General features: G+C 71.7%; 24 protein-coding genes and 1 pseudogene. 9 read left to right on the forward strand and 16 right to left on the reverse strand.

The window, feature by feature from the left end; translation table 11 throughout:
- Window positions 1-71 precede the first annotated feature (71 nt).
- Window positions 72-1,283, reverse strand: coding sequence for a cation:proton antiporter family protein (locus tag ACW4TU_RS31935; protein ID WP_457418794.1), 1,212 nt, complete (start codon window positions 1,281-1,283; stop codon window positions 72-74).
- Between the two features lie 330 nt (window positions 1,284-1,613).
- Between ACW4TU_RS31935 and ACW4TU_RS31940 the strand changes: the two genes are divergently transcribed.
- The 4 genes from ACW4TU_RS31940 to ACW4TU_RS31955 all read left to right on the forward strand — a co-directional run bounded on the left by ACW4TU_RS31940 (window position 1,614) and on the right by ACW4TU_RS31955 (window position 4,876).
- Complete coding sequence (locus tag ACW4TU_RS31940; RefSeq protein ID WP_457418796.1) at window positions 1,614-2,666, forward strand: LacI family DNA-binding transcriptional regulator; 1,053 nt, start codon at window positions 1,614-1,616, stop codon at window positions 2,664-2,666.
- A gap of 218 nt (window positions 2,667-2,884) precedes the next feature.
- Window positions 2,885-3,436, forward strand: coding sequence for a MarR family winged helix-turn-helix transcriptional regulator (locus ACW4TU_RS31945; protein WP_457418798.1), 552 nt, complete (start codon window positions 2,885-2,887; stop codon window positions 3,434-3,436).
- Window positions 3,437-3,508: 72 nt separating this feature from the next.
- Entirely contained in the window at window positions 3,509-4,252 is a 744-nt protein-coding gene (locus tag ACW4TU_RS31950; protein ID WP_457418800.1) for a type 1 glutamine amidotransferase, read from the forward strand.
- A 105-nt stretch (window positions 4,253-4,357) separates the two neighbouring features.
- Entirely contained in the window at window positions 4,358-4,876 is a 519-nt protein-coding gene (locus ACW4TU_RS31955) for a DUF6174 domain-containing protein (protein ID WP_457418803.1), read from the forward strand.
- Between the two features lie 12 nt (window positions 4,877-4,888).
- Here ACW4TU_RS31955 and ACW4TU_RS31960 read toward each other — a convergent pair whose 3' ends face one another.
- Both ACW4TU_RS31960 and ACW4TU_RS31965 read right to left on the reverse strand, forming a co-directional pair.
- Window positions 4,889-5,374 (reverse strand): hypothetical protein, encoded by a 486-nt coding sequence (locus ACW4TU_RS31960; protein ID WP_457418805.1) that lies wholly within the window; start codon window positions 5,372-5,374, stop codon window positions 4,889-4,891.
- A 73-nt stretch (window positions 5,375-5,447) separates the two neighbouring features.
- A complete protein-coding gene (locus ACW4TU_RS31965) occupies window positions 5,448-6,542 on the reverse strand; it encodes a magnesium and cobalt transport protein CorA (protein ID WP_457418807.1) in 1,095 nt (364 codons plus the stop codon).
- Between the two features lie 574 nt (window positions 6,543-7,116).
- On the opposite strand from ACW4TU_RS31965, the gene ACW4TU_RS31970 reads away from it, so the two are divergent.
- Window positions 7,117-8,031: a DUF4231 domain-containing protein gene (locus tag ACW4TU_RS31970; protein WP_457418809.1), complete on the forward strand. Its 915-nt coding sequence runs from the start codon at window positions 7,117-7,119 to the stop codon at window positions 8,029-8,031.
- Between the two features lie 48 nt (window positions 8,032-8,079).
- Here ACW4TU_RS31970 and ACW4TU_RS31975 read toward each other — a convergent pair whose 3' ends face one another.
- The 8 genes and pseudogenes from ACW4TU_RS31975 to ACW4TU_RS32010 all read right to left on the reverse strand — a co-directional run.
- Window positions 8,080-8,583, reverse strand: coding sequence for a hypothetical protein (locus ACW4TU_RS31975; protein ID WP_457430426.1), 504 nt, complete (start codon window positions 8,581-8,583; stop codon window positions 8,080-8,082).
- Between the two features lie 108 nt (window positions 8,584-8,691).
- Window positions 8,692-10,161, reverse strand: a complete 1,470-nt coding sequence (locus tag ACW4TU_RS31980; protein WP_457418811.1) for a sensor histidine kinase — start codon at window positions 10,159-10,161, stop codon at window positions 8,692-8,694.
- A gap of 34 nt (window positions 10,162-10,195) precedes the next feature.
- Entirely contained in the window at window positions 10,196-11,233 is a 1,038-nt protein-coding gene (locus tag ACW4TU_RS31985; RefSeq protein WP_457418813.1) for a rod shape-determining protein, read from the reverse strand.
- Between the two features lie 214 nt (window positions 11,234-11,447).
- Entirely contained in the window at window positions 11,448-12,881 is a 1,434-nt protein-coding gene (locus ACW4TU_RS31990; RefSeq protein WP_457418815.1) for a carboxyl transferase domain-containing protein, read from the reverse strand.
- Between the two features lie 328 nt (window positions 12,882-13,209).
- Window positions 13,210-14,727, reverse strand: a complete 1,518-nt coding sequence (locus tag ACW4TU_RS31995; protein WP_457418817.1) for an acyl-CoA synthetase — start codon at window positions 14,725-14,727, stop codon at window positions 13,210-13,212.
- A gap of 129 nt (window positions 14,728-14,856) precedes the next feature.
- On the reverse strand, window positions 14,857-15,219 hold the full coding sequence (locus ACW4TU_RS32000; protein ID WP_457418819.1) for a hypothetical protein: 363 nt from the start codon (window positions 15,217-15,219) through the stop codon (window positions 14,857-14,859).
- A 456-nt stretch (window positions 15,220-15,675) separates the two neighbouring features.
- Window positions 15,676-16,692, reverse strand: a complete 1,017-nt coding sequence (locus tag ACW4TU_RS32005; RefSeq protein WP_457418820.1) for a ketoacyl-ACP synthase III family protein — start codon at window positions 16,690-16,692, stop codon at window positions 15,676-15,678.
- A 365-nt stretch (window positions 16,693-17,057) separates the two neighbouring features.
- Window positions 17,058-17,354 (reverse strand): annotated as a pseudogene (locus ACW4TU_RS32010) (MerR family transcriptional regulator); the annotation flags it as partial.
- A 175-nt stretch (window positions 17,355-17,529) separates the two neighbouring features.
- Here ACW4TU_RS32010 and ACW4TU_RS32015 point away from each other — a divergent pair.
- On the forward strand, window positions 17,530-18,405 hold the full coding sequence (locus ACW4TU_RS32015) for an ATP-grasp domain-containing protein (RefSeq protein WP_457418822.1): 876 nt from the start codon (window positions 17,530-17,532) through the stop codon (window positions 18,403-18,405).
- Window positions 18,406-18,429: 24 nt separating this feature from the next.
- Here ACW4TU_RS32015 and ACW4TU_RS32020 read toward each other — a convergent pair whose 3' ends face one another.
- Window positions 18,430-19,038 carry a hypothetical protein gene (locus tag ACW4TU_RS32020; protein WP_457418824.1) on the reverse strand — a complete coding sequence of 203 codons (609 nt, stop codon included), beginning with the start codon at window positions 19,036-19,038 and terminating at the stop codon, window positions 18,430-18,432.
- Between the two features lie 188 nt (window positions 19,039-19,226).
- Here ACW4TU_RS32020 and ACW4TU_RS32025 point away from each other — a divergent pair, with 188 nt between their 5' ends.
- A complete protein-coding gene (locus ACW4TU_RS32025) occupies window positions 19,227-20,000 on the forward strand; it encodes an IclR family transcriptional regulator (RefSeq protein ID WP_457418826.1) in 774 nt (257 codons plus the stop codon).
- Window positions 19,997-20,881, forward strand: coding sequence for an SMP-30/gluconolactonase/LRE family protein (locus ACW4TU_RS32030; RefSeq protein WP_457418828.1), 885 nt, complete (start codon window positions 19,997-19,999; stop codon window positions 20,879-20,881). Before ACW4TU_RS32025 ends, ACW4TU_RS32030 begins: the two co-directional genes overlap by 4 nt.
- A 133-nt stretch (window positions 20,882-21,014) precedes the next feature.
- On the opposite strand, the gene ACW4TU_RS32035 is transcribed toward ACW4TU_RS32030, so the two are convergent.
- Genes ACW4TU_RS32035 through ACW4TU_RS32050 form a run of 4 tightly spaced genes read right to left on the reverse strand, consistent with a single transcriptional unit; the run spans window position 21,015 to window position 24,856 of the window.
- The gene (locus tag ACW4TU_RS32035) at window positions 21,015-22,412 is read right to left on the reverse strand and encodes an FAD-dependent oxidoreductase (RefSeq protein ID WP_457418830.1); all 1,398 of its coding nucleotides are present in this window, start codon (window positions 22,410-22,412) and stop codon (window positions 21,015-21,017) included.
- Window positions 22,405-23,643, reverse strand: a complete 1,239-nt coding sequence (locus ACW4TU_RS32040) for an MAB_1171c family putative transporter (protein WP_457418832.1) — start codon at window positions 23,641-23,643, stop codon at window positions 22,405-22,407. Before ACW4TU_RS32040 ends, ACW4TU_RS32035 begins: the two co-directional genes overlap by 8 nt.
- A complete protein-coding gene (locus tag ACW4TU_RS32045; protein WP_457418834.1) occupies window positions 23,640-24,257 on the reverse strand; it encodes a toxin-antitoxin system, toxin component family protein in 618 nt (205 codons plus the stop codon). The genes ACW4TU_RS32040 and ACW4TU_RS32045 overlap by 4 nt, the downstream gene beginning before the upstream one ends.
- Complete coding sequence (locus ACW4TU_RS32050; protein ID WP_457418836.1) at window positions 24,254-24,856, reverse strand: transcriptional regulator; 603 nt, start codon at window positions 24,854-24,856, stop codon at window positions 24,254-24,256. Before ACW4TU_RS32050 ends, ACW4TU_RS32045 begins: the two co-directional genes overlap by 4 nt.
- A 228-nt stretch (window positions 24,857-25,084) precedes the next feature.
- Here ACW4TU_RS32050 and arfA point away from each other — a divergent pair, with 228 nt between their 5' ends.
- Window positions 25,085-26,599: an arabinosylfuranosidase ArfA gene (arfA, locus tag ACW4TU_RS32055; protein WP_457418838.1), complete on the forward strand. Its 1,515-nt coding sequence runs from the start codon at window positions 25,085-25,087 to the stop codon at window positions 26,597-26,599.
- Window positions 26,600-26,605 lie beyond the last annotated feature (6 nt).

Consider the following 26,605-nt stretch of genomic DNA (forward strand, 5'->3'; position numbering starts at 1 on the left):
CCCGCCCCACATTTCCGGCCCGCCGGAACCCCATCCTCCGGGACTCCGTGCTTCGGGACTCCGTACTCCGGTTATGCGACCGACTGTTCGTCCTCCGTCTGCTGATCGTACGGAGAGTGACGCGCGGCGCCGGTGGAGAGTTCCCGAGGCGCGCGCGCCCGCCGTCGCCGGGGCGGATGCGCCAGGAGCGCCTGTGAGGTGCCGTGCAGCAGGTTGACGGTGATGACGGCCGGGCCGACGGTCGCCGCGGTGCCAGGGAAGTCCCGCTCCAGGGTCAGGGCGATCAGCACGGCCGTGATGCCGTTCTGCTGGCCGAGGCCGAGCGCGATCCGGTCACGGCGCTCCAACCCCCGTACGAACAACGGCAGTACGCCCAGTGCCACCACCGCCTGCGCGGCGAACGCGGCCACGCCGAGCACGAACCCCGGCCACAGCGCCACCCCGTGCGCGAGCAGCAGCCCGAGCGTCAGGAACGCGGCGAGGAACGCGCCGCCCACCGCCCGGCCGACCGCCTTGTCGAGCACCGTGGCACGCAGTACGAGACCGGCCAGCGCCACCCCGAGCATCAGCTGGTTCAGCGCCGCGAGCACCACCATCGCCCCGACGAGCAGCACCGCGCCGCCGGCCTTCGCGCGCCGGACCGCCGGGACGTCCGGCAACCGTGACACCGCCCGCCGTCCGCCCCACCACAACAGCACCACCGCGGCCAGGAGTACGGCGTTGAAGAGGAGCCCGGTCGCGTAGTCGCCGCCCGCGCCCCGGCTGATCCCGGGGGCGCCCTCGTGGCCCGCCGCCGTGTAGGCGTACCCCGCCAGATACAGCGTCAGCAGGACCGTCATCGGGTCGTCGAACGACGCCCAGGCCGTCAGCAGCGACTGGGCGCGCGGCGACATCCGCCCCTTGCCGGTCAGCGCGGCGACCGACAGAGGGTCGATCTGGGCGACCGCGATGCCGAGCACCAGATACTCCGGCCGCCGGAACACCAGCACCATCGTGCCGGCGATCAGCACGGCCTTCAGGACCACACCCAGGGTGACCGCGGCCACCACACCGGGCAGATCGGCCCGCAGCGCCCGGAGATCGATCGAGTACGTGCTCCCGTACAGGCCGACCGCGAGCAGCAGCGCCGCCCCGAGCGCATAGCCGTCGGAACCCACCAGCGCCGAGACGTCCACCGCCAGACCGGTCAGCACACCGACGGCCAGCAGGCCCGCCGCGCCGAGCACGATCCCGGGGACCACCTCCGGCAGCCTTCGTGAACGGGTGCGCAAGGATGTCCCCATGACCTTGTCCCCCCTCCCCTCCGGCCCCGCGCGCTGTCCGGCACGAGCCGGAGAGGTTCGCCCGGCGGTACGTGTGCGACCAACGTGGGGCAGGTGAATGCTAGGGGCCCTGATGCCGGGGGAGAAGCCGCACACCGGTCTGTCTTCCCCGGCCCGGCGACGCCCCCAGGCCGGTGCACGACCCGACGGGCCTGCGCCCCCGCCGTCCCGTCCTGTCCGTTCCTGTCCTCACGATGCCCGGCACGGGGCGCCCACGAACCCGTTCCGGAGCCCTGGCCGAAAGCCAACGGTCATTTACAGCAGGCTATTTGACGCCCGTAGACCCACCCGGTGACAAAGGTGACACGGGACGACGTCGCCAGGCTCGCGGGAACCTCCAGCGCGGTCGTCAGTTACGTCGTCAACAACGGCCCCCGGCCCGTCTCCGCGGAGAAACGCCGACGCGTTCTCGAAGCCGTCAGGGAACTCGGCTACCGGCCCGACCGGGTGGCCCAGGCCATGGCCAGTCGCCGTACGGACCTGCTGGGGCTGATCGTTCCGGACGCCCGTCAGCCATTTTTCGGGGAAATCACCCACGCGTTGGAACGAGCCGCCGCAGACCGGGGGAAAATGGTGCTCGTCGGCAACTCCGATTACCAGGAGGAGCGCGAAATCCATTACCTGCACGCCTTTTTGGGGATGCGGGTGTCGGCGCTGATCCTGGTCAGTCTGGGGCTCGGCGACCGGATCGCCGCCGAGCTCGACACCATGGACACCCGGGTCGTGCTGATGCACGAACGGTCCGCGTCCGTACGCAAGTTCGCCGTGGTCACGGACGACGTCGAGGGTGCCCGGCTCGCCACCCGGCATCTCCTCCAGCACGGGCACACCGCCGTGGCCTGCCTGGGCGGCCCCGGGTCGGCTCCCGTGGCCGGCGATCCCGTCGCCGACCACGTCGAGGGCTGGCGCAAGGCGATGGCGGACGCCGGCCGCCCCACCGAGGGGCTCCTCTTCCACGCCCCCTACAACCGGTACGACACCTACGAGGCCGCCCTGCGCCTGCTCGCCGCCCCCGACCGGCCGACCGCCGTGTTCTGTTCGACGGACGACCAGGCCATCGGCCTGCTGCGGGCGGCCCGTCAACTGGGCGTAGCCGTACCGGGCGAGCTGGCCGTGGTGGGCTTCGACGACGTCAAGGAGGCGGCGATGACCGACCCGCCGCTGACGACGGTCGCCACCGACCGCGAGGCGATGGCCCGTACGGCGGTGGACATGGCGCTCGATCCGGAACTGGACACGGCGACACCAGGTGAGACGGACCGCACCCGCCGCTTCCCGTCCCGCCTGGTCGTCCGCACGTCCTGCGGCTGCCAGGACGCCCGCACACCACCTCCCGGCCCCTGACCCGCCGAGGCCCCGACGGCCACTGCCCGACCCGGCGTGGAGATCCGAGTGCGTACGACCATGACCGCGGCTCCTCCTGTGCGACTGGTCCTCGGTGAGGGTCGCGTCCACGCGGCGGAGCCGTGAATGTCACAGCCCCGCGCCTCTGCCTGGGCGTTCCTCGCGTCCTTCGTACAATCTGGTGCCGAACGACATCGTGTCGTTGGAGGGGAACGCCGGTGACGCAGCGACCGATCGTCGAGACCGAGCAGTTGGTCACCGAGCAATTGGTCAAGGCCAAGCCCGGGGACGTTTCGATCCGGCACGACCAGATGGCCGTCGCCGCGAACATCCACCGGGCCGCCTCCGCCGTGCGCCGGCATGTCGAGAACTCCGTGCTGCGCGGGGTGGATCTCACGTGGACCGGGTTCGTCGTGCTGTGGGTCGTCCGGATCTCCGGGGAGACCGAGACACGGCTCGTGGCCGAGGAGGCCGGGATCTCCAAGGGGACGCTCACCGGGGTGGCCCGGACGCTGGAGTCGCGTGGGCTGGTCCGGCGCATCGAGCACCCATCGGACGGGCGGCGGGTGCTGCTCGGGCTCACGGACGAGGGCGAGGCGCTGATGCGGACGCTCTTCCCGGACTTCAACGCCGAGGAGGCCCGGGCCACCGCGGACGCGCTGCCCAGGATCGTCGTCCAGGTCGAGACCCACGGCGAGGACCGCCGGCTGGAGCTGCTCGACGGCGCCGAACCCGCTCCGCGCCGCAGCGGACGGCGTCCCAACGGCTGATCCCCCCACCTCGACCCCAGTCACGTCCCTTGAGAACTTGAGCACTTGAGCACTTGAGAAGTGGAGAACCCCGTGCGCGCCCTCGTCATACGTCACGACCATCTCTCGCTGTCCGGTCCCGTCGGCGACCGTATCGTCCGACTCGGCTATGAAATCGATGAGTTGACCGTCGTACCGGCCGAGCGGTACGACAGCCCCGGCGTCGAGTTCGACTTCCCCGACCCGGCCGGCTACGACCTGATCGTGCTGCTCGGCGCGCCCTGGTCGGTCTACGACAGGGCCACCGTCGGGACCTGGATCGACGGTGAGCTGGAGCTGCTGCGCACCGCGTACGCCGCCGGGCTGCCCGTACTCGGCATCTGCTTCGGGGCGCAGGCGCTCGCCACCGCCCTCGGGGGGAGCGTCGAGGCGGCGCCCCGGCACGAGATCGGCTGGACGGCCGTCGAGTCGGACGTACCCGGGCTGATTCCGGCGGGGCCGTGGTTCCAGTGGCACTTCGACCGGTTCACGGTCCCGCCGGGCGCGGTGGAGCTGGCCCGCAGCGCGGTCGGCCCACAGGCGTTCCGGGCCGGGCGGGCGCTCGGGGTGCAGTTCCATCCCGAGCTCGACGAGGAGACGCTGCTCCTGTGGCTGGACGACGCCGGCCGGCGTGAGGCCAGGGCACACGGCGAGGACCCGGACCAGTTGCTTGCCGAGACCCGTGCCCGGCACGAGGAGTCACGGCAGCGGGCGTACGACCTCGTGGACGCGTTCCTCGAGCAAATAGCCGGGGTGGCGACGGCCCCGACCGCGGACGGGCGGGGGCGTGCGGCCTGAGAGCCTCGGCCTCGCGGATGAACGTTTCGCGGCAAAGGCGCGTCGTAGCGGTTAGCGGTGGTCGGTATCGGTAGCCGCACTCGTTCACTGTTCAGGGGGATCACCATGGCTTCGGTCCGATTGCTGTCGTCCGTCGTACTGGTCGCGGGACTGGTGTGCACGGTCGTCGGCTGCGACGGGGATTCCGGAGCCTCGGTGTCGGGGGAGGGTACGTCGGCGTCCTCGCCCACCCCCACCTCCTCGTTCTCGTCGTTCGCGGAGTCCTGGGAGGAACCCGCCTCGTACGTCTACACGTTGACGTCGAGCGAGGGGGAGCGCGGCCTGATCGGCACGTTCCGGGTGACGGTCCGGGACGGAAGGGTGGCCAAGGTGGTCGGGCTCGACGAGAGCGGGCGGGGCGCGGTGGAGCGCGCGCCCGAGGAAGTGCCCACCATCGGCGGGCTGTTGGACCAGCTGGCCCGGGCCCACGACGAGGGCGCGGACACGGCGGAGGCGGAGTACGCGCCCGACGGGCACCCCGTACGGATCACCCTGGACCCGGCGGAGAACACGGTCGACGACGAGCAGTCGTACGTCATCAGCGGCTACAAGCCGGATCCGGCGCCCGCGGGGGAACAGTCCTGACGGAGCTCGGTCCTAGTTCCGGGCGTCGTGGTCGTTGAGGTCCTCGAACGTGCCGCCCACCTTCTGGCGCAGCGATTCCTGGACCTTCGGGGGCGCGCTGATGACCCACTTGGGGCCGACCAGGTACCTGCCGCCGTAGATGGCCGCGCTGTCCAGCCAGGTCAGCTTGTACTTCTCCGCCGGGAACGTCGTGATCAGGTAGTTCCCGCCGGCGGTGTGGCAGACACCCTCGCGCAGTTCGTCCGCGTCGGTGCGGATCGTCACCTCGCAGCCCGTCAGCCTGGCGATCACCTCGACCTTGGCCGGCGCGACCACGGCGGCCGCGGGAGCGGGCGGCATGGACTCCGACGCGGACGGCGACGCCTTCTTCCCGGTGCCCAGATCCGTGCCCGGGTCCGCCGTACATGCCGTGGCCAGGGGAAGGACGACGGCCGTCAGAAGCGCGACGAGCGCGACGGCCCCGCGGGAGGACGATCGCCGGGGGTGCTGCTGGGACACTGCGCTGCTCCAGATCGGGTGGTACGGCGGACGTACGACTCGACAGAAGGTACGGGCGGTCGGTCGGCCGTGTTCACAGCCAGCCGTTGCGTTTGAAACCGCGGTGGAGGAAGAAGCAGGCGGTGGCGATGACGGTGAGGACGAGTGGATAGCCGTAGCGCCAGTGCAGTTCGGGCATGTGCTCGAAGTTCATGCCGTAGATCCCGCAGACCATCGTTGGTACGGCGACGATCGCGGCCCATGCCGTGATCTTCCGCATGTCCTCGTTCTGGCCGACGGTGACCTGGGCGAGGTGGGCCTGGAGGATCGAGTCGAGCAGGGCGTCGAAGGCGTGGATCTGCTCGGTGGCGCGGATCAGGTGGTCGGACACGTCCCGGAAGTAGGCCTGTATCGACGGCTCGACGGACGGCATCGGCTCGGTGGCCAGCTGCTGGAGAGGACGGCCGAGGGGGACCACCGCCCGCTTCAGTTCGAGGAGTTCACGCTTGAGCTGGTAGATACGGCCGGCGTCGGCGGTGCGCGGGCTCTGCGGGGAGAAGACGTCCGACTCGACCTGGTCGAGGTCGTCCTGGACGGCGTCCGTGACGTGCAGGTAGTCGTCGACGACGTGGTCGGCGATGCCGTGCAGCACCGCGGCCGGGCCCCTGCCGAGCTGCTCCGGGTCGGACTCCAGGTCCTCGCGCAGCGGGCCGAGGGAGCCGTGCCGGCCGTGTCGGACGGTGACGACGAAGTCGGGGCCGGCGAAGACCATGATCTCGCCGGTGGTGACGACCTCGCTGGTCGCGGTCAGCTCCTCGTGCTCGACGTAGCAGACCGTCTTGAACACGGCGAACAGGACGTCGCCGTACCGCTCCACCTTGGGGCGCTGGTGGGCCTGGACGGCGTCCTCGACGGCGAGCGGGTGCAGCCCGAACAGTTCGGCGACGCGGGCGAACTCCGTCTCGGACGGTTCGTGGAGTCCGAGCCAGACGAAGCCGCGGTTGTGCTTGCGGACGCGGGCGACGGACTCCTCGACGGAGGGGGCGGTGGGCTGGCGTACACCCTCGCGGTAGATCACGCAGTTGACGACGGTGGAGCCGAGCGGTGAGCGGGCGGGGTGACTGAGGTCCACCCGCCGCCCACGCCGAGCCAGGCGGGCCACTTTGCGCAGGCTGCCGACCATCGACATGCGGTTGCTCCTTCTCCGGGTGCGGACAGTGTGCCAGGTGGGGGTAAGGGGCCGGTCAGGGAGGCGCCGGGGAGTATCCCCCCGCCGCCCCTACCCGTCCCATCCCGTACCCGGGGGCGCCGCCCCCAGACCCCCGGCCGCGTTGAACGCGCTTGTCCTCGGCCACCGGACGGTCTGGCAGACCGTCAGCGGCTCCAGGTCCCGATGGGATGGATGCCGCGTACACCGGGCTGATCACCGATTTGAAGATGCGCACCTTCACCGGCTGACTCCGTTCCCCCCACCGGATCAATTCCGATCTTCACTCCGAATTCGGAAGAGTCTCCAGTAGAAGCCCGTGCAACAGTATTCCGTTTATGCGTGTACAGAGATCGACGGTGGCGACGGGACGCAGGATGCGGGTGGGTTCCCTGGGGATAAGGCGGGCGCGGCGGCCGCTCGGGGACTATTTCCAGCCCGTTCCTGAATGTGAGTCACCGCGATAGCATGCGGCTCTCCAAGCCGCTATGGTGTCTTATTCTCTGAGACGGTCGGAATCCGGTCAGGGCTCGCATTCTGGTAGCGCGAGGGGGCTATGTATATCGGAACTCCTGGGCCAAGTGTGACGTTGAGTGACAGCGATCTGCCACCGCTCTTCCGGATAAGTGACCATCGTGCGCTGGTCAGGCAAGGAGAATCGTTTCGCGCGGTACGCACGCAACTCGTCACCCTGCTCCTCGCGACCACGGCCGCCATGGTCGCGGAACGTCTCGACAGCCATGTTCCGGCGGCGTTGGCGGCCGTGCTCTACGCGATGACCATCGGCGTCGGCCTGCACACCGCACGCCGACGGGCCCGGGCCCACTGGCGCGCCCACCGGGACGTCGCCGAGCTGCTCAAATCACTGGCCTGGCAGTACATGGTGCACGGCGGGCCCTTCCACTCACGGGTCGCCGATCCCGACGGACTGTTCGCGGAGCGGCTCGAAGGGCGGCTGGCGGAACTGAGGAAGGTGGGGTGGGTCGACGACTCCCGCAACGGAACCCGTGCCCGGGCGGCCGGTCAGATCACTCCGGCCATGCGCGCCGTACGCGCCAAGCCGTTCGAGGCGCGACGGGACATCTATCTCCGCGACCGGCTGCTCGAACAGTTCGTCTGGCACCGCAACAAGGCGGCGCAGACGCATCGGTCCTCCGTCCACTGGTCGTCCGTCACCGCCGTACTGACCCTGCTCGCCCTGCTGTCCGCCGGCCTCAGGGCGCTCGGTGTCATCGGCGGCTGGGATCTCACCGGTCTGCTCAGCGCCGCCGCGGCGGCAGGGGTGGCGTGGCAGGAGGTACGCAGACACCGGCCGCTGGCGTACGCGTACGGCCTCATCAACCAGGACCTCGACATGCTGCGCATCACGATGTCCAAGACCGTGACGGAGGCGGCCTGGGCGGAGGCGGTGGCGGACGCCGAGCGGCTGGTCTCGCCGCAGCACACCGACTGGGTGGTCAGGTTCGGCTGAGAGACAGGCCGAGGCGCCGGCTCGGGGCCGGGCACCCCGGCCCCGAAGTCAGGCGCGCAGCACCCCCGGCCGCCACAGCACCGTCACCGGAACGCCCGTGCGCCGGGCGTACGCCACCACGTCCGCGGTGCCCCCGAGCCCCCGCGCGGGCTGCCCGTCCCACACCGCGACCAGCCGGTCGACGTGGTCGACGATCCAGCGGCCCGCCGCGAAATAGGCCTCCTCGTGCGTCGCCTCCTCGGGCAGATTCACCTGCGTACGGCAGGATCCGAGGAGTCGGCGGAAGGCGGCCTGGGTGTCGGCGTCGCCGAGGTGGGCCTCGTAGTCCATACCGGGAATCACGGCCGTGACCGGGATACCCCGGTCCAGGGCCATGTCGGCGAACAACTGGTCGGCCCCGGCCGCGAGGCAGCTCAGAGCCTCCATCTCCCCGTCGCCCCGCAGTTGCCGGCGGATGCCCGTGCGGACGGACGGCAGAACGGCGGCGGGGATCGAGCGGTGCCCGGTCACGCCGATGCGTGTGCGGACGCGCGTCCCGATGCGCGTGCCCATGCCGGTGTCCATTCCCGTGCGGGTGTCGATGCCCGTGCCGACGCGAGTGCCGTTGCGCGTGCCGATGTCCGTCACTGGCTGCTCCTCCGCCGTCCACGGTCCGTGACCTCATCCCAGGGTGCCGTCTCCCAGCGGGGCCTGCCAGATGACGGTCGTACCCGCGCCTGGGCCCGTTGTGCCTTCGCCACTGCCGCCATCGTCGTACACCGTCAGTCGTACGCCGTCCCGGCCGTCCGGCAGGGCCGCCGCCGCGTCGACGGTGATCTCGACGCGGGTGACAGCGGGGCGGCGTACGGCGGTGGCGAGGGCGCGGCGCAGCGCGGTGAGGAGCTGGGCGGCGACGAGAGGCGGGACACGGTGCTCGACGGGGCCGGTGAAGTGGACGGAGGGGCGGCGGCCGAGTACCGCCGCCGCACCGGCCGCCTCCCGAAGTACCTTGCCGCGCACAGTGGTTGGTGCGTCGGCCGGGGGCTGCTGAAGGGCGAAGATGGTCGTACGGACCTCCTGGACGGTGGCCTGGAGCTCGTCGACGGCGTGCCCGAGGATCTCGCACACCTTGTCGTCGCCCGCAGCCCGGCGCTGGGTGGACTCCAGCATCATGCCGGTGGCGAACAGCCGTTGGACGACGAGATCGTGCAGGTCACGGGCGATCCGGTCGCGGTCCTCGTACACCGCGAGGCGGGCACGACGGCGCCGGGCGTCGGCGAGCACGAGCGCGAGGGCGGCCTGCGAGGCGAACTGTGTCGCGAGGAGCCGTTCCACATCGGTGTACGGGCGCTCCCCGCGCCGGCGCGGCAGCGCGAGCGTGCCGATCAGCCGCCCCTCGGCCTGCAACGGCAGCAGCATGCTGGGCCCGAATTGGTGCCGTACCGGAGTCGTCATCCGCGGGTCGGTCGCCGAGTCGTCGACGAACACCGGTTCCCCACCCAGGAGTTGAACGAGGACGGGGCTGCCCGGCTCAATGGTGGTCCCGACGATGTCACCGTGATCGTCCAGTGTGGAGGCGGTCACGATCTCCATGCCGCCGGCGTCCGTCGGCTGCAGGATGACGCCCGCGGCGGCGTCGGCGAGGAGCCGGGCGCGGGTCGCGACGGTCATCAGCGCGTCGTCGTCGGCCCCACCCGTGAGCAGCGCGGTGGTGACGGCGGCGGCACCCTCGATCCAGCGCTCGCGCTGCCGTGCGGTCTCGTACAGCCGGGCGTTGCCGATCGCGATACCGGCCTGCGCGGCCAGCACCCGCAGCAACTCCCTTTCCTCGTCGCCGAATGGGGAACCGTCGAGTTTCTCGGCGAGATACAGCCGCCCGAACTCCTCGCCGTCGATGTCGATCGGTACGTCGATGACGGTGATGCCCTCCCGCCGGGCGCGCCCCAGATCGGCCCTGCGGATCTCCACGAGGCCGTCGTGCCCGGGGTCGGCCATCCCGAATCCCGCGTACCGGGCACCGGTCAACTCGGCCGCGCCGTCCACGATGTGCTGGAGCGTGGTGCGCAGTTCGAGATCGGTACCGATGCCGAGCACGGCTTCGAGACAGGGCGGCAGAGGGGGAGGGGAAGGCGGGGGCGTGTCGTCCGACATACGGCTGGCGGGCTACCGGTTCGGGAGGCCGGACTCAGGTGGCCAGTGGATCCAGCACCATGGGCTCGAACTTGCCCTCCAGCATGTACCCGAGGCCCTGCACCGCGCACACGTCCGGCCGTTCGGCGATGTGCACCGGCATGCCCGTGGCCTCCCGCAGCATCTGGTCGAACCCGGGGAGCAGCGCGCTGCCGCCGACCATCATGATGCCGCGGTCGGCGAGGTCGGCCACCAGATCGGGCGGGCAGTCCCGCAGCACCTTGCCGATCCCGTCGAGTACGGCCGTCAGCGGCGTCTGGATGGCGTCGCGCACGGCGGCGGTGTCGACCTGGACGGAGCGGGCGAGGCCGGTGGCGACGTCCCGTCCGTGGATCTCGGTGGACTCCGGCCCGTGCGCGGTGAGCCCGTTGCCGGAGAGGGCGAGCTGCAGCGGACGCACGGACTGGCTCGGCAGCATCAGCTCGTGCTGATGCCGCAGATGCTGCACGATCGCGTGGTCGACGGCCTCGCCGCCGACCGGGATCCGCTGGGCGGTCACGATCGCGCCGAGGGAGAGAACGGCGAGCTGGGTGGCGGCGGCACCGCACACCATGACCATCGTCGCCTCGGGCCGTTCGACGGGCAGCCCGCACCCCACGGCGGCGGCGACGAGCGTGTCGACGAGCTCGACCCGCCGGGCGCCGAGCCCGACGAGCGTCTCGATGGTCGCGCGCTGCGCGAGCGGGTCGGCGTCGTGCGGGGTGCAGGCGGCGGCCCGCAGGAAGGGCTTGCGGCGCAGCGTGCGCCGCACCTTGTCGCCGATCAGGTGCCGCAGCATGCGCTGCGCCATCTCGATGTCGACGACGGTCCCACCGGACACGGGCCGTACGACCCGGATGTAGTGGGGCGTACGGCCCGTCATCTTCTCGGCGAACTCCCCGACCGCGATCAGCGCGCCGGTCTTGGTGTTCACGGCGGCAACGGACGGCTGGTCGACGACGAGCCCGGCACCCTTGACGTAGACGCGGGTCCGCGCGGCCCCGAGGTCGACGGCGAAATGGCAGCGGCGCATCTGTTCCAGACTGACGGTCATGGCAGATCCTCCCGAGAGCGCGGACCGTACGGGCCGCGCCGGTCGGCGGGCCTCCACTGGCATCGTGCGGGGGGCGGGGGAGGGGGCGCCCGTTGTAGGGGGCCGGGCGGGGTGCCGCCGTATGGGTATTTTATCCTTTATGTATTAATTATGACTAAGGTCCCAATGGGGACGGCCAAAGGTCCCGGGAGGGCTGTGGGGCGTCCCGGGAAAGCTATGGGCGGCCCACGATGCCCCGCACCACCCCCAGCTCCACCAGATCCTGCGGCCGGATCCGGAGCTGGTCCGCCGTCGCCTCCACCTCGCCCTCCGGACGCTTGAGGATGGCCGCCGCGAGCTCCGGGGCGATGACGGAGAAGTAGCTGTCCGGCGTGGCCCAGGTGTTGCCGGGGGCGGCGAGAGCGAGGGCGCCGCCCGAGCCGCCCTCGCCGATCAGCAGCGTGGTGACCGGTGTACGGGCGGCGGCGACCGCGCCGAACAGGTCCGCGATCGCGGCGCCGGCGCCCTGGCGCTCGGCGTCGGCGTCGTTGGCGGCACCCGGGGTGTCCACCAGGGTCAGCACCGGGATGCCGAGCCGGTCCGCGAGGCGGATCAGCCGGGCGGCGGTGCGATAGCCGGCGGGGCGGGTGGCCGTACCGAGCTGAGCGGCGTACGCGACGGTCCGCCCGTCCGCCGCACGCTCGCCGAACCCGCACGCCATCCCGGCGTCGGTGCCGCCGCAGCGGTCACCGCTGATCGCGGCGCGCCGGGTGAAGTACGCGTCCAAATAGGCCTCGGCGCGCGGACGTCGGGGAGACCGGGCGCGCTGGACGGCGTCCCAGCCGGTGGTGGGGAGGGACGCGCTACCAAGGGCCGGGGGCGGCGGGGCGGTCTCCGTCGACCGGGCGTCGCCGGTGCTGGCTGCACCTGCGGTGCTGGACGTGCCGGTTGCACCGACCGTATCGGCGCTCAGCAGGCGCAGCCACAGGGCCAGCGTCTCCCGGAGCGCCTCCGGCCGTACGACCGCGTCGGCCGCGCCCGCCGCCACCTGCGCCTCGGCCGTGTACGCCGCCGGGTCCGCGTCGGCCGGCCGGACCCGGGAACCCGCGAAGCCCACCTGTGCGCCGGGCAACGCCAGCACGACGTCGGCACCCGCGCCCAGGGTCGCCCAGCCGCCACCGGTCGTCGGATCCCGGAGGACCGCGATCTGCGGCAGGCCCGCCTCACGCGTGAGCGTCGACTGCCGTGCCACGCGCTGGAGTTGGGTCAGCGCGAGCATGCCCTCCTGCATACGGCTGCCGCCCGTCGCGACGAGGGGGACGACGGGCAGGCGGTGGGTGCGCGCGTACTCGTAGGCCAACTCCAGCCGGTCCCCGGTGCGTTCACCGAGCGAGCCGCCGAGGAAGCCGAACTCGAAGGCGATCAGTACGGCCGGGGTGCCGCCGATGTGCGCGGTCCCGCAGACGACGGACTCCTCCTCACCGGTACGGGCGGCGGCGCGGGCGCGCGCGGCGTCGTATCCCTGCCAGGAGAGGGGGCCGTCGGGCTTGAACTCCCACGTGGGGTACGGGAGTTCACGGAAGCTGTCATGGGAGCCGTCGCGGGAGTGGTCCGCGAGCAGGGCGATGAGCTCGCGGGCGGAGTGGCGTCCGGGGGTGCGGTCGGTCATGGGGCCAGCCACTTGGCCGGTAGCTGGGCCGGTCGCTGGGGCAACCACTTGGCCGGTCGTGGGGTCGGCGTCTCGGTCAGCGAATGGGTCGGCCACTGGGCCGGTGACTGGATCGGTGACTGGATCGGTCTCTTGGTCATTGACTGGGTCTGCCATTGCGCTGGCAAATGGGTCGGCCATTGGACCAACCACTTGGCCAGCCGCTGGGCCGGCGTCTCGGTCAGTGAAGGGGGCGGCCACTGGGCTGGTGACCGGATCGGTCTCTCGGTCATTGAGTGGGTCGGCCGCCTGGCCGGTCGTGGGGGCGGCGTCTCGGTTGGTTGCCGGATCAGTCACTGGGCAGGGCCCGCTTCATGATCTTCCCCATGTCGTTGCGCGGGAGGGCGTCCAGATAGCGCACGACCCGGGGGCGTTTGTGCGGGGCGAGTCGACCGGCGACATGGTTCGCCAACTCTTCGGCGTCCGGCGGGGACTGGGCGTCTGTGGGGACGATCCAGGCGACGATCCGCTCCCCCAGGTCGGCGTCGGGCTCCCCGGTCACGGCCGCCTCGCGCACACCCGCGTGTTCCAGCAGCGCGTTCTCGATCTCGCCCGCGCCGATCTTGTAGCCACCGCTCTTGATCAGGTCGGTGGCCTTGCGGCCGACGATACGGACATAGCCGTCGGGATCGCGCACCGCCATGTCGCCGGTGCGGAACCAGCCGTCGGCGGTGAAGGCGGCGGCGGTGGCATCGGGCCGGTTGAGGTACTCGGTGAAGAGGTTCGGCCCGCGCACCTGGATCTCGCCCACGGTTTCGCCGTCGTACGCCGTGATGGGCGCCCCGTCCTCCTCGACGAGCCGCAGCTCGACGCCCGGCAGCGGTACGCCGACCGTGCCCGCGCGCGGCTCCCCGTCCGCGCGGACACCTGGCCGGGGGTCCGGGGGTGTCCACCGGGACGAGCACAACATCAGGGTCTCCGTCATGCCGTACCGCTCCACGACCTGCCGCCCGGTCGTGGCCGTGATCCGCTCGTGGTCGTGCACGGGCAGCGCGGCGGATCCCGACACGAGCAGCCGGGCCCGGCCGAGCGCCTCGGCGAGTTCCGGATCGCCGGGGAGGGCTTCCGCGATCCGGTGGTACATCGTCGGCACACCGAACAGCATCGTCGCCCCGTCGTTCAGCTCGCGGGTCACGCCTTCCGTCCCGAACCGCCCGAGGTGCCGTACCGAGCCGCCGCGCCGCAGCGGCCCGAGGATGCCGAGAATCAGACCGTGCACATGAAAGAGCGGAAGCCCGTGCACCAGCACGTCCTCGGCAGTCCACTGCCAGGCGTCGGCGAGTGCGTCCAGGGTGGCGGCGACGGCCCGGTGCGGGATGACGGCACCCTTGGGCGGGCCGGTGGTGCCCGAGGTGTAGACGATCAGGGCGGGGGTCTCGGGGGCCGGTTCGTACGTGGTCCCGGGGGCCCCCGCGGACGTACGCACGTCGACGTCAACGTCGATACGCCTCAACGTGCCCAGCGCAGCGGGGAGTTGATCGCCGGGGGCGGTGAGCACGAGCGCGGGTGAGCTGTCCTTCAGGATGTGCCCCAACTCGCTCTCGCCCGACTTCGGGTTGAGCGGCACCGCCGGGACGCCGGCCAGCAGCGCGGCCACGACACCGACGGCCGTCTCCAGCGTCGGTGTCGCCCAGACGGCGACCGGGCCGCCCGCGCCGGAGATCCGGCCGGCGAGGGCTCCGGCCGAGACGGCGAGCTCGGCGTACGTCAGCGAGCGGTCGCCGAAGCGCAGGGCGGGCCGCTCGCCCGAGGTGTCGGTCGGGGCTTCGGACAGCCCGGGGAAGAGACCGGGGAAGGGAGAGGACACGCGTCGTACTCCTTAACTCGTCACGTCGGTTGTACAGGCGCGGTGGCGTGGTGGTACCCGGCGGCACACCCAGCCGGGTACCACCACCAACCACGGCCACTACAGCCACTACGACTCCTCCGTACACCATCAGCTGTCGGAGGAAACGTCCACCACGGTCGCCGACGCCGCGAGCGCGGGGATGTTCGGTGTCCAGGTGGCAAGTTTCGAGGAAGTCGTGGTGCCCAGCGGCTCCCCCGGCGTCTGAACAGCCGGGCCCTGTCCGGGACGCCATCGTGCAGTGGCGGGTAGCCGGTCGCCGGGGGCCAGCAGGCTGTGGACGTCGGCCGGCGGGTCGCCGGGTGCCTTGCCCTGGCCGCCGCCGTCCAGCACCAGCAGGTCGTACGGCGCCTGCTCCGCGATCCTTCGCCAGTCGCCCTCGACGACCTCGACGCCGGGGTGGTCGCCGAACAACTCGGCGGTACGTCCTGCGAGTTGGGGATCCCGTTCCATGCTCACGATCCGCCTGCCCCCACCTGCCCCCGCCTCCACCTCTCACACCGTCGGGCCGGCCGACCCCGCACCCCGTGCCGGTCTCCGCGATGCGGGCACCCGCGCCGCCGGCCAGGGCGTGCAACAGGCGGCCCTGTTCGGGGCGGCAGGAGTACGGGTGCCGTGCTCGTGGGCGGTGGCGACGGCGCGTCGTACCGGCGGGGGACGGGTGGCGGGGGGCGGTGGCGGGGTCGACACGGGCGGGGCGGAGACCCGGCGAAGATCGTGCCGGAGTCGAGGCCGGCCAGGCGGCCAGGTGGCCGGGCGGCGAGGATGCGGGGGTGGTCCGGGTGCTCGGGCAGGTCCGGCGTGACGGCCGGGAGGCGGGCGGCGAGGCCGGTGGCGTACCGCCTCGCCGGTTACCTGAACAACCCTGAAAAACAAGGGAGTTGAGTCACCCGGACGTTCCGTGTCCGCTCACCAGGTCGGGACGTCCAGGATCTCCACCACGGCGGCGGAGAAGCTGAATCCCTCGCCGGCGGCGACGATCAGTACCAGGTCGCCGGGGCCGACCGAACCTTCCAGGACCAGGTGCTCCAGACCGAGGAACTGGTCGCCCGCGCCGATGTGGCCGACCCGGCGGCCGAGGTCCCAGGTGCTCTGCTTCTCGGTGAAGCCCAGCAGTTCGTAGTTCTCCGGGGACACACCCCGGTGGATCAGCGGCACCACGATCCGGGCGATGTCCTCGATGGTGACACCGGCCTCGTCCAGGGCCCGGGCCGTGGTGGCGGCGAGCGCCGCCTCGTACCGCTCCCAGGAGCCCGCCGCCTCCGGCTTCGCGGCGTGTTCGAGGCCGAGCCGGCGCAGGGGCAGCGGCATCTCCCGGCCGGGGGCGGTGGCGAACGGCGAGTCGCCGCGGTTCCAGCCCTCCAGGGTGTTGTCGGCGCCGAGCGTCACGGAGATCACCCGGGCGAAGCCGGTCCGGCCGGAGACGACCAGCGCGCTGCCGCCGTCCGCGAAGATCAGGTTGAGCTGGACGTTCCACCGGTCGACGTACGGCAGCGCGAAGTTGTCGCCCGACGTGAGCAGCACCGCCGGCGCGAATCCGGTGCGGATGTATCCGGCGGCCAGGGCCAGTGAGCCCATGGCGGCGTTGCAGCGCTGCTGGAGGTCGAAGCCCGGAACGCCGCGCCCGGCGGTGTTGTTGGCGACGTACGTGGCGGCGGGCCACATGTCGTGTCCTTGGTAGCCGCAGGACGAGTGGAGCACCAGGCCCACCTCGTCGGGCTCCAGACCGGCCCGCTCCAGGGCGATCCGGCCGGCGCGCACCGCCATCTCGGGGCCGGAGACACCGTCCGCGACGGCGATCGACTCGTAGCCGATGTCGCTGTGCTCGGCGTCGACGAGTCCGTCCCGGATCGCGTCGGCCATCGGGACGACGTCGGGCAGCCAACCGGCCGCCGATGCTATGTACAGGCCGTCGTCGAATTTCATGTCGGGGTCCCTTCGTGGTGATGCTGATGCGCTGATCGGACGGGTGCGGGAGGGGTCCGTCCGTCTGCGCGGGTCCACCGCGGGCGAGGGGACTCGCACGGTCCGTACGAGCGCGGCGCCGTCGGGAGGCGCCGTCGGTCGTGGGGCCGGTGCGTCCGTGAGGAGGTTCCAGGCTGGCGGCGCCCGATGACACCGGACTGACGCGGCGCTGACGCGCGGGGGACTGGGGATATGGGGCCGGGAACGGGTTCGCCCTGCGGGTCGGACATCGCGTCGGCGGGACCGGCCGTGCGGGAGCGGTGGACCGTCCAGTCGGCGAGTGCCGTCGACGCCCACGTCAGGACGAGGCCCGCCGTCTCGAAGCCGTCCGCCTCGCTCCGTGCCCAGAAGGCGCGGATCTCCCGGGCGGCGGCCGGTGGCTCCATGGCCCTGACCTGCCGGATATGGGCCAACGGCAGCCCCAGCCGGCGCGGCCAGGCCACCAGGCGGCCCTGCTCCAGCTGCTCGACCGCGTAGTAGCGGTGTCCGCTGTCGGGGTCGACGCGGGCGGGGCGGAGCAGGTCCAGTTCGTCGTAGAGCCGCAGCGCCTTCGGCGACAGCCGGCATGCCCTGGCGAACGCCCCGATGGTCAGCCTCTCCCTCTCCCTCTCCGGCTTCGTCATGGAGCACCCCGTTTCCTGGATCCTGGTTTCCGATCCCGGTTTCCCGCCGGGTTCCTCGTGCCGCCACCGATGCTGCGGCTTCACCGAAGGGGAAGGTCAAGAGCTTGTTAACCTTCACCCGGTATCGCTATCAGTGGTGAACCAGCAGTACGCGCCTTACATCGAGGGAGTCCCCGTGGTCCGCATCGCGATCGTCACCTACGACCCCCGGCCGGAGACCAGCAAGGACCGCGATTTCCCGCTCCTGGTAAGGGAGTTGGTGGCAGCCGGGGCCGACGCGACCGCCGTCCACTGGGACGACCCCGACATCGACTGGGCCTCCTTCGATCTCGCCGTGGTCCGGTCCACCTGGGACTACACCTGGCGCGCGGAGGAGTTCGCGGGCTGGCTGGAGCGGTGCGGGAAGCTCACGCGGGTCGCGAATCCGGTCGGCGTCCTGCGCTGGAACATGGACAAGCGGTACCTCGGCGAGCTGACCGCGGCCGGTGTCCCCACGGTCCCCACCCACTACCTGGGCCCGGGCGACGCCCCCGACCTTCCCGACGACCGCGAGTACGTCGTCAAGCCCACCTCCGGCGCCGGCGCCCGTTACGCCGCCCGCTACACGCCCGAGGACCGGGAGACGGCCGTACGGCATCTCGCGCGGATGCACGCCGAGGGGTTCACCGCGATGGTGCAGCCGTACGTCGGGAGCATCGACGTCACGGGGGAGCGCGCCCTGCAGTTCTTCGGCGGGCGTTTCCTGCACGCCAGCCGCAAGGGGGCCGTGCTGGCTCCGGGTACGGCGTACGACGACGAGAAGGTCGCCCATCCCGACCTTGAGGTCTGGTCCCCGACCTCTGCCGAACTCGCCGTCGCCGAAAGGGCGTTGGCCGCCGTGCCGGACAACTCCGCTCTTCTGTACGCCCGTGTCGACCTCGTCCTCGGTGACGATGGTGAACCCCGGGTCATGGAAGTGGAGTTGATCGAGCCGAACCTGTTCCTCGACCTGCATCCGGACTCGGTACCGGTGGTCGTGCAGGCCATCCTGCGGGCCGCCGTCGGCCGTTAGGGACTGTCCCTGCCCTCGGACCTGTCAGTCCTTGACCGCCGTCCGCTGCAACAGCCCCCACGTGAACTCCGCCACCCACTTCCGCCGTACCCCCGTCCCGTCCGGCGCCGTGAACGCCAGGCCCCAGCGTGTGGGGGCCGTCCCCTCCAGGGGGCGCGCGGGGGCGAAGGCGTGGGCGACCTCGTCGACCGTGCAGGACCAGGGGCGCAGGTCGTCCGGCGTGCGGAGTGCGGGCGCGGGGGCGCCCGGGGCCCGTACCAGCCACTCGTTCCAGGCGACGCCGTTCGGGGCCACGAGCACCTCGAAGCGCAGGTCGGGCCAGAGGGGGACCGGCCACAGCCAGGCCTCGCACTCCAGGTCGCCGATCCTGCGGGGTGTCACCGACTCCGGGGGGCCGAGGACCGAGCGGATGGGGGTCCCCCCGCTCGAGCGAAGCCGAGAGTGGGGGAGGGAGGCGGCGGCGCGGGCGCGCGGGGAGCGGAGCATCGCCTGCCAGCGTTTGTTGGCCTCGCGCATGTCCGCGATCGACACGCCCAGCTGGTGCCGGGCGTCCTCCACCAGGTCCGGGTTGTGGTCGGCCATGCGGCGCAGCAGCACCAGCTGGAACTCGCTCACCGTGAACATACGGACCATCGTCTCGTACCGGCCGAGAGACGTGGACAGTCACGGACCGCAACGAAGCCATCGCACGCCCATTGCCCGCCCGAGTCCTTGTGGCTAGCCTGTCCTCTGTTCGTCATGCCGATCGTCTGTTGAAATCTCGAACGTCGTCGAAAAGCGTCGAGACCGACAACACCCTGGACACAAGAGAGGGGGCCGTCATGGGACGCCTCGTACCTGCCGTGACCCGGGCTCTCGACATTCTTGAGCTCTTCCTGGACGGAGACGGCACACTCTCCGCCCCGGACATAGTGCGCCGGCTCCAGCTGCCGCGCACCACCGTGCACGAACTGGTGACGACCCTCGCCGCCCGTTCGTACATCGTGCAGGTCCCCGGCCAGCCGGGACGCTACCGCCTGGGCGTGCGCCCCTACCAGCTCGGCAGCCGTTACGCCGAGCAGCTGGACCTGGCCGCGGAGGGCCTGCAGGTGGCCCGTTCCGTCGCCGAGTCGTGTGACGAGACGGTGCACGTCGCGATCCTCGAAGGCACGGACGTCATCTACATCGCGAAGATGGACTCCACCCACGCGGTACGGATGGTGTCGGCGGCCGGCCGCCGCCTGCCCGCCCACTGCACGTCCGTGGGCAAGATGCTGCTGGCCTCGCTGCCCGACCACGAGCTCTCCGCGCGGGTCCCCGACAACGTTCCGCTGGCCGCGATGACGCCGAACAGCATCACCGACCCGGCGGCCCTGCGCGAAGCCCTCGCGGAGATCCGCCGCCGGGGCGTCGCCGTCGAGAACCGCGAGTCGAACCCGGACGTCAGCTGTGTGGCGGCGCCGGTGTACGACCGCACGGGCCGGGTGGTCGCCGCGCTGTCGATCTCCGTCCCCATGATCCGCTGGAGCGAGGACCACCGTTCGGAGCTGGAGCAGCTCGCCGTCAAGGGCGCCGCCGAACTCTCCGAGCGCCTCGGTCACCGGAGCGTGGCATGACGACGTACGAGCCCGCCCTCGAAGTCGCGGTCCAGGCGCAGGCGACCCTCGGCGAGGGCCCGACCTGGGACGCGGCGAGGTCCCGGCTGATCTGGATCGACATCCTCGGCTGCCGGGTCAACACCTACGACCCGTCGACCGGCCGCCGTACGGTCATGGTGACGGAACAGCACGTGGGCGCCGCCAAGCCGCGCGCGGGCGGCGGCCTGGTCCTGAACCTGCGCGACGGAGTCGCCCTGTACGACGGCGACGGCGAGGGCGCCGACCCCGTCGGCGGCTTCCGCTGGCTGCACCACGACCCGACCCCCGGCCGCCGCGCGAACGACGCGGCGGTGGCCGCCGACGGCTCCCTGTGGGCCGGCACGATGCGCTACGACGAGGCGCCGGGCGGCGGCACACTGTTCCGGCTGACGGGCGACGGCGAGGCCACGACCGTCCTGGACGACGTGGCGGTGAGCAACGGCACGGGCTGGAGCCCGGACGGCCGCCTGATGTACTACATCGACACCCCGACCCGCCGCGTCGACGTCTTCGACGTGTCGGCCGACGGGCGGAGCGTCACCAACCGCCGCCAACTGGCGCTGATCGAGGAGGGCGCGGGTTTCCCCGACGGCCTGACGGTCGACGCGGACGGCTGTGTCTGGGTGGCCCTGTGGGGCGGCGGAGCGGTCCGCCGCTACACCCCGGCCGGCGCCCTCGACCGTACGATCACCCTCCCCACGGTCCGCCCCACGGCCTGCGCCTTCGGCGGCCCGGACCTCACGGACCTGTACATCACCACGGCCCGCGTCGGCCTGACCGCCCCCCACCCGATGTCGGGCTCGCTCCTGGTCGTACCGGGAGCGGGCAAGGGGGTCGCTCAACCGCCGTTCGCGGGCTGACGGCACGACCGGACACGACGGGGCACGACTCACGACTGGACGGCGACCGTAAGACGGATGCGTCAACGGCCGGGCGGGCAACGGGAATTCCGTCGCCGGCCCGGCCGCTCTCACCTCGGGGCCGGCGCCACTCTCACTCCGCCGCCTTCCACTCCTCCGGCCGCAGCGGCGGCCCGCTCAGCGGTGGCCTGAGCGGGCCGATCGCCGCCGCCAGCAGGACACTCGGCGCCAGCAGCACCTCCGCTCCGCGTTCCAGGGACGTCACGTCCGTCACCCGGCGCGCGATCCGGCCGTTGCCCGTCGCCGTGTACATGAGGCGTCCCACGTAGGCCGCCAGCAGGCGGTCCCGCAGGGTGGGGCCCTGCTCCGTGGCGCCGGCGTAGAAGATGTCCTGGCCCGTCGCCAGGTCCCAGGCCGCCGCGACCGGACGGGCCACCGCCTTCTGGACACGGCGCGACAGACCGGGCGTGCCCCAGCCCTGACGGCGGATCACATCCCTCAGGGCCAGGGCACTTTGGGCCGCCACCGACATTCCGTGGCCGTAGACCGGGTTGTACGCGGCCAGCGCGTCGCCGATCACCGTGAAGTTCTCCGGCCAGTCGCGCATCCGCTCGTAGTAGTGCCGGCGGTTCGACGTCGTCCGGGTGACGGAGACGTCCGTCAGCGCCTCCGCTCCCGCGAGCAGGTCGGCGATCACCGGGTGGCGCAGCTCCTCGCGGGCGAAACGCGTGAACTCCGAGCCGTCCGTGGGGGGTTCGCTGCCCCGGGTGCCGGACAGGGAGACCAGCCAGCAGCCGTCCTCGATCGGCATGAGGACACCCGCCCGGCCCGGACCGCCCGCCCTCGGGTCTGCCAGCACGTTGACCACCGGGTAGCCGTGCCGGGCCGGTTCGGGCGCCCGGTACATCCGGCTGGCGTACGCGAGCCCGGAGTCGACGACGCGGCGGGGCGGCTCGGGCAGTCCCAACTCGCGCAGCCAGTGCGGGGTACGCGAGGCGCGGCCGGTGGCGTCCACGACCAGGTCGGCGTGGAGTGTGCGCCGGCTGCCGTCGGCGCCGCGCAACCGCACGCCGGTGACGGCCTCGTCCGTGCCCTCCAGGCCCAGCACCTCGGCGTGCTCGACCAGTTTGATCCGGTCGTCGTCCAGGATCTGGGCCCGGACCGTCGCGTCCAGCAGGTCCCTGCCGCACAGGAGGACGTGGTGCGACTCCTCCCACCGCCGGAACCAGCCCTGCGGCGCCAGCGCGACCATGTCCGTGGTGACCGCCAACCGGTGCGCACCGGCGTCGAGCAGCAACTCGCCCACCCCCGGCACCAGTTCCTCGACGGCCCGGGCACCGCCGGACCACAGCAGGTGCGCGTGCCGGGCCTGCGGCAGGTTCCTGCGCGGCTCAGGTCCGTCCGGCAGGACGTCACGCTCCACGACGGTCACGCGGTCGGCGAACCCGACCAGGGCGCGGGCCGCGAGCAGCCCGGCGAGCGACCCGCCGAGGACCACGGCTGATCTGACGGGAGACGACTGATCACTCATATACGTGCAGGCTCTCTACTGTGGCGGTCGCGAGGGCGCGCACCGCCTCGATCTCATCGGGGTGACTCAGGACCTGGGACACGGATTCGATGTCCCGGAGCAGGTCCGTGAGTAAACGCGTTGCGCGGCCGGTGACCTGGGGTGAAGGGGTACGGGACAGGGCACGCGCCTCGATCGCGTCCCGGATCGTCACCGCCGCCGCCAGCGCCCCCGCCCGCCCCGGCCCGTGTCCCAGGTCCACGGCGGCCTCGTACGCCCGTCGCCGCAGCTCCTCGTCGAAGTGGCGGGCGAGTTGCAGCAGGGCGTCGCGGATGAACGTCTCACGGCGGGTCAGCCGCAGCTCCGGGGTGGCCCGCAGCGAGAAGGGGACGCCTCTGCCGGTGGCGGTACGCAGCAGGTCGTACAGCGGGCCGAGCCGGAGCAGGCCGCGCCGGATCCGCCAGCGGTCGCGCAGATACTGGCCGGCGTGCGGCAGCACGAACCCCGTCGCGATCAGAACGGCCCCGACGCACGCGGCGAGGGGGGCGAGTTCCGTGGAGAGCGGATCCAGGTCGCCGCCCGTCCACCGGGCGACGACGGCCGTGCCCTTCGCCGCGTCGAACACCAGGTTGGCGGCATAACCGACGGCCAGCGACCGCAGACCCAGGCGCAGCCACACGTCGAGTGCGACGGTGTGGATCCAGTCCCGGATCAGCCGGAACGTCAGCACACAGGACGTGGTGTGCGCGAGCAGGTAGAGCACGATCAGCTCGCGCATGAAGGGCGTACCGGCGTAGTACGTGTCCAGGTCCCGCCGGCGTTCCACGGGTACGTCCGCGAGCGCGAACAACGCCCACAGCGCGACGATCACCCCCGCGTGCCCGGCGGCGACCCACCGCATCGCGCGCCGCGCCCTGGCCGATCCCGGCGAGTGGCCGGTGAGGCCGCCGCGCCACGCGATCATCAGGAGCAGGCTCGCGCCGCAGAACGCGACGAGGAAGCTGTACACCAGGGGCGCCGCGATGTTGGGCACGCCGGTGACCCGGTTGGTCCAGGCGACGGCCGGTGGCGCCGCGAGGACGAAGATGCCGCAGGCGAGCAGCAGCAGCCCGCCGACCGCGCGCCGCAGCGGGTCCCGCCACAGCCTGACGATGCTGGGCAGCTTGAACACCAGGGCGGCGGCCAGGAACGCGACCGGTATCCCGAACACGAGGACGGAGTACGGCTCACCGGGGAAGCCGGAGGGGTTCATCGCCGGGCGTTTCCGCTTCCCCGGCCGCGATACCCCAGGGAGGCCTGCACACCGCTGCTGCCCGTGCTCGCCGTACGGTCCTCCACCCACGGCCGGAAGACGGTGGCGAGGCGGTGGCCGAACTCCTCGGCGTCGGCCTCGTCGGCCGCCCGGGAGCCGTTGCGGGCGGCGACGGCCAGCGCTCCGCCCTGCCAGGACTGCTCGTCGGCCAGTACCCGGGCGGCGGTCGCGCCGGCGCTGTGGTGGTGACAGTGCCCGGCGTGCAGATGCCACAACTCGTGGCCCAGGATCACGAGTTGCTGGACCGCCTCGGCCCGCTCCTCGACGATGACGAGGTCGAAGTCGTGGAACTCCACCCACAGACCGGTGACTTCGATCTCGTCGGGGAAGCGCTCGAAACGAAGGTCGACGCGCCGCCCGCGCCGCTCACTCATCTCCTCGCACAACGCCCGGCACAACTCCCGTCCGTCGGACGGGCTGTTGGCGTGCTCCCGCAGTGCCGCGTCGAGCGCTCCGGTCAGCTCGCGCATCGCGGCCCGGGTCCGGAAGCGGTGTGCGGCCCGGGCGGGCAGCAGCGCCGCCAGGACGCGCCTCGTCACCCCCCTCGGCGTCATCGGTCCGTCTCCTCGCCGCCGCTCAGCAGCCCTTCGAGCATCACCGCGAGGGCCTCCTGCTTGCGCGGGGTCAGCCGCCGGCCGCGCAGGGCCAGCGTGACGACCCCGTGCCGGGTCGCGAACCGGACCAGCGGGCCCTCCTCGGCGCCGCCGAGATCCTCCAGCAGCCGGCGGAGTTCACGGTTCAAGGCGATGGGCGCGGGGTCGGTGAAGAAGCCGGTGCCCTGCTCGACCCCGAAGAACGCGGCGAGCGCGGTGAGGTCGGGAACGTTCGGCATCTTCTTGCCCAGGAGCAGCTGACGGGCCCACTCGGGGCTGATCGACAGGGCGTCCGCGATCTCCTTGCAGACCTCGCCGCGCTTCCTGCCGCTCGCCGCGAGCCGCGTCTCGTGGAGCGTGCGCACCCGGCGCCGGATACGGCTCTCGATGTCGTCGGCCGGAGGCCGTGCGCCCTCGGTCAGCAGGGCCCGGATCTCACCCTCGGTGAGGGCGGTACGGGCCGACAGGCCTGGAATGTCGAGGACTTCGGCGCGATCGAGACGGGCCTCGGCGATGCGCTCTTCGAGGAGGGCGAGGGTCTTCGAGAGGGGCTCACTCACGGGCCGACCCTACGCGTCCGGACCCTCGCGCACCAGGAGAATCCAACGATCGTTGGAGACCACGGAACGATCGTTGGACCCGCGCGCCATTGACGTGCGGACACTCCAAAATTACGGTCCTGTTCGAAGTTACGAGCGGACACCGATATACCGAACGCCGATATACGGAACGCTGATTTGCCGCACACCGCACCCGCGCACCGCACGCCGAATGTCGGAGAGGAACCCATGTCCCGCACCGCCCGCTTCACGATCGATCCCGCCTTCACCGTCGGCGAGGTCAGTCCCCGTCTCTTCGGATCCTTCGTCGAACACCTCGGCCGCTGCGTCTACACCGGCGTCTTCGAGCCGGGCCACCCCTCCGCCGACGAAGCGGGCCTGCGCACGGACGTGCTGGAACTTGTCCGCGAACTCGGCGTCACCGCCGTCCGCTACCCCGGTGGCAACTTCGTCTCCGGCTTCAACTGGGAGGACTCGGTCGGCCCGGCCGACGAACGCCCCCGCCGCCTCGACCTCGCCTGGCGCTCCACGGAGTCCAACCGCTTCGGGCTCTCCGAGTACATCGACTTCCTCCGGAAGATCGGCCCGCAGGCCGAGCCGGTGCTGGCCGTCAACCTCGGCACGCGCGGGGTCGCCGAGGCCCTCGAACTCCAGGAGTACGCCAACCACCCCTCCGGCACCGCTCGTTCGGACCTGCGCGTCACGCACGGCGACAAGGACCCGTTCGGCATCAAGATGTGGTGCCTCGGCAACGAGATGGACGGACCCTGGCAGACCGGCCACAAGACCGCCGAGGAGTACGGCCGCCTCGCCGCCGAGACAGCCCGCGCGATGCGCCAGATCGAACCGGACCTCGAACTGGTCGCCTGCGGCTCCTCCAGCCAGGGCATGGAGACGTTCGCCGAGTGGGAGTCGACGGTCCTCCAGGAGACGTACGACCTGGTCGACTACATCTCCCTGCACGCCTACTACCAGCCCGAGGACGGCGACATCGACTCCTTCCTGGCCTCCGCCGTGGACATGGAGTCGTTCATTGACAACGTAGTCGCGACCTGCGACCACGTCGGCGCCCGCCTCAAGTCGAAGAAGAAGATCAACCTCTCCTTCGACGAGTGGAACGTCTGGTACATGTCGGAGTGGCACGCGATCGAGAACTCCGGCGCACGGGACTGGGCCGAGGCCCCCCGGCTGCTGGAGGACGTCTACTCCGTCACCGACGCCGTCGTCTTCGGCTCGCTCCTCATCGCCCTGCTCCGGCACGCGGACCGCGTCACCGTCGCCTGCCTCGCCCAGCTCGTCAACGTCATCGCGCCGATCATGACCGAGCCGGGCGGCCCGGCCTGGCGCCAGACGACGTTCTTCCCGTTCGCGCAAGCCAGCAGGTACGGGCGCGGCGAGGTCCTCGACGTACGGGTGGACTCGCCGACGTACGAGACGAAGAAGTACGGCGAGACGGACCTGCTGCACGCCACCGCCGTACGCGCCGACGACGGCACGGTCACCGTCTTCGCCGTGAACCGCGACCGTACGCAGCCGCTGCCTCTCGAAGTCGTCCTGAACGGCCTGGAGTTGACGTCGGTCGTCGAGCACAGTGTGATCGCCGACGCCGACCCGGACGCCGCCAACACCCTGGACGACCCGGAGCGCGTCGCCCCGCACCAGGCCACCGGCACCACCCTCCAGGACGGCAGGCTGACCGCCGTCCTGGAGCCGCTGTCGTGGAACGTGATCAGGCTGGCGTAGCCAGGT

The organism is Streptomyces kryoterrae (assembly GCF_054072135.1).

Bases quoted from the DNA above. Each gene is read 5' to 3' on its own strand.
- ACW4TU_RS31935 (WP_457418794.1), bottom strand. From the start codon at position 1,283: ATGGGGACATCCTTGCGCACCCGTTCACGAAGGCTGCCGGAGGTGGTC.
- ACW4TU_RS31955 (WP_457418803.1), top strand. From the start codon at position 4,358: ATGGCTTCGGTCCGATTGCTGTCGTCCGTCGTACTGGTCGCGGGACTG.
- ACW4TU_RS31965 (WP_457418807.1), bottom strand. From the start codon at position 6,542: ATGTCGATGGTCGGCAGCCTGCGCAAAGTGGCCCGCCTGGCTCGGCGT.
- ACW4TU_RS31970 (WP_457418809.1), top strand. From the start codon at position 7,117: ATGTATATCGGAACTCCTGGGCCAAGTGTGACGTTGAGTGACAGCGAT.
- ACW4TU_RS31975 (WP_457430426.1), bottom strand. From the start codon at position 8,583: ATGGGCACGCGCATCGGGACGCGCGTCCGCACACGCATCGGCGTGACC.
- ACW4TU_RS31980 (WP_457418811.1), bottom strand. From the start codon at position 10,161: ATGTCGGACGACACGCCCCCGCCTTCCCCTCCCCCTCTGCCGCCCTGT.
- ACW4TU_RS31985 (WP_457418813.1), bottom strand. From the start codon at position 11,233: ATGACCGTCAGTCTGGAACAGATGCGCCGCTGCCATTTCGCCGTCGAC.
- ACW4TU_RS31990 (WP_457418815.1), bottom strand. From the start codon at position 12,881: ATGACCGACCGCACCCCCGGACGCCACTCCGCCCGCGAGCTCATCGCC.
- ACW4TU_RS32000 (WP_457418819.1), bottom strand. From the start codon at position 15,219: ATGGAACGGGATCCCCAACTCGCAGGACGTACCGCCGAGTTGTTCGGC.
- ACW4TU_RS32005 (WP_457418820.1), bottom strand. From the start codon at position 16,692: ATGAAATTCGACGACGGCCTGTACATAGCATCGGCGGCCGGTTGGCTG.
- ACW4TU_RS32020 (WP_457418824.1), bottom strand. From the start codon at position 19,038: ATGGTCCGTATGTTCACGGTGAGCGAGTTCCAGCTGGTGCTGCTGCGC.
- ACW4TU_RS32025 (WP_457418826.1), top strand. From the start codon at position 19,227: ATGGGACGCCTCGTACCTGCCGTGACCCGGGCTCTCGACATTCTTGAG.
- ACW4TU_RS32030 (WP_457418828.1), top strand. From the start codon at position 19,997: ATGACGACGTACGAGCCCGCCCTCGAAGTCGCGGTCCAGGCGCAGGCG.
- ACW4TU_RS32035 (WP_457418830.1), bottom strand. From the start codon at position 22,412: ATGAGTGATCAGTCGTCTCCCGTCAGATCAGCCGTGGTCCTCGGCGGG.
- ACW4TU_RS32040 (WP_457418832.1), bottom strand. From the start codon at position 23,643: ATGAACCCCTCCGGCTTCCCCGGTGAGCCGTACTCCGTCCTCGTGTTC.
- ACW4TU_RS32045 (WP_457418834.1), bottom strand. From the start codon at position 24,257: ATGACGCCGAGGGGGGTGACGAGGCGCGTCCTGGCGGCGCTGCTGCCC.
- arfA (WP_457418838.1), top strand. From the start codon at position 25,085: ATGTCCCGCACCGCCCGCTTCACGATCGATCCCGCCTTCACCGTCGGC.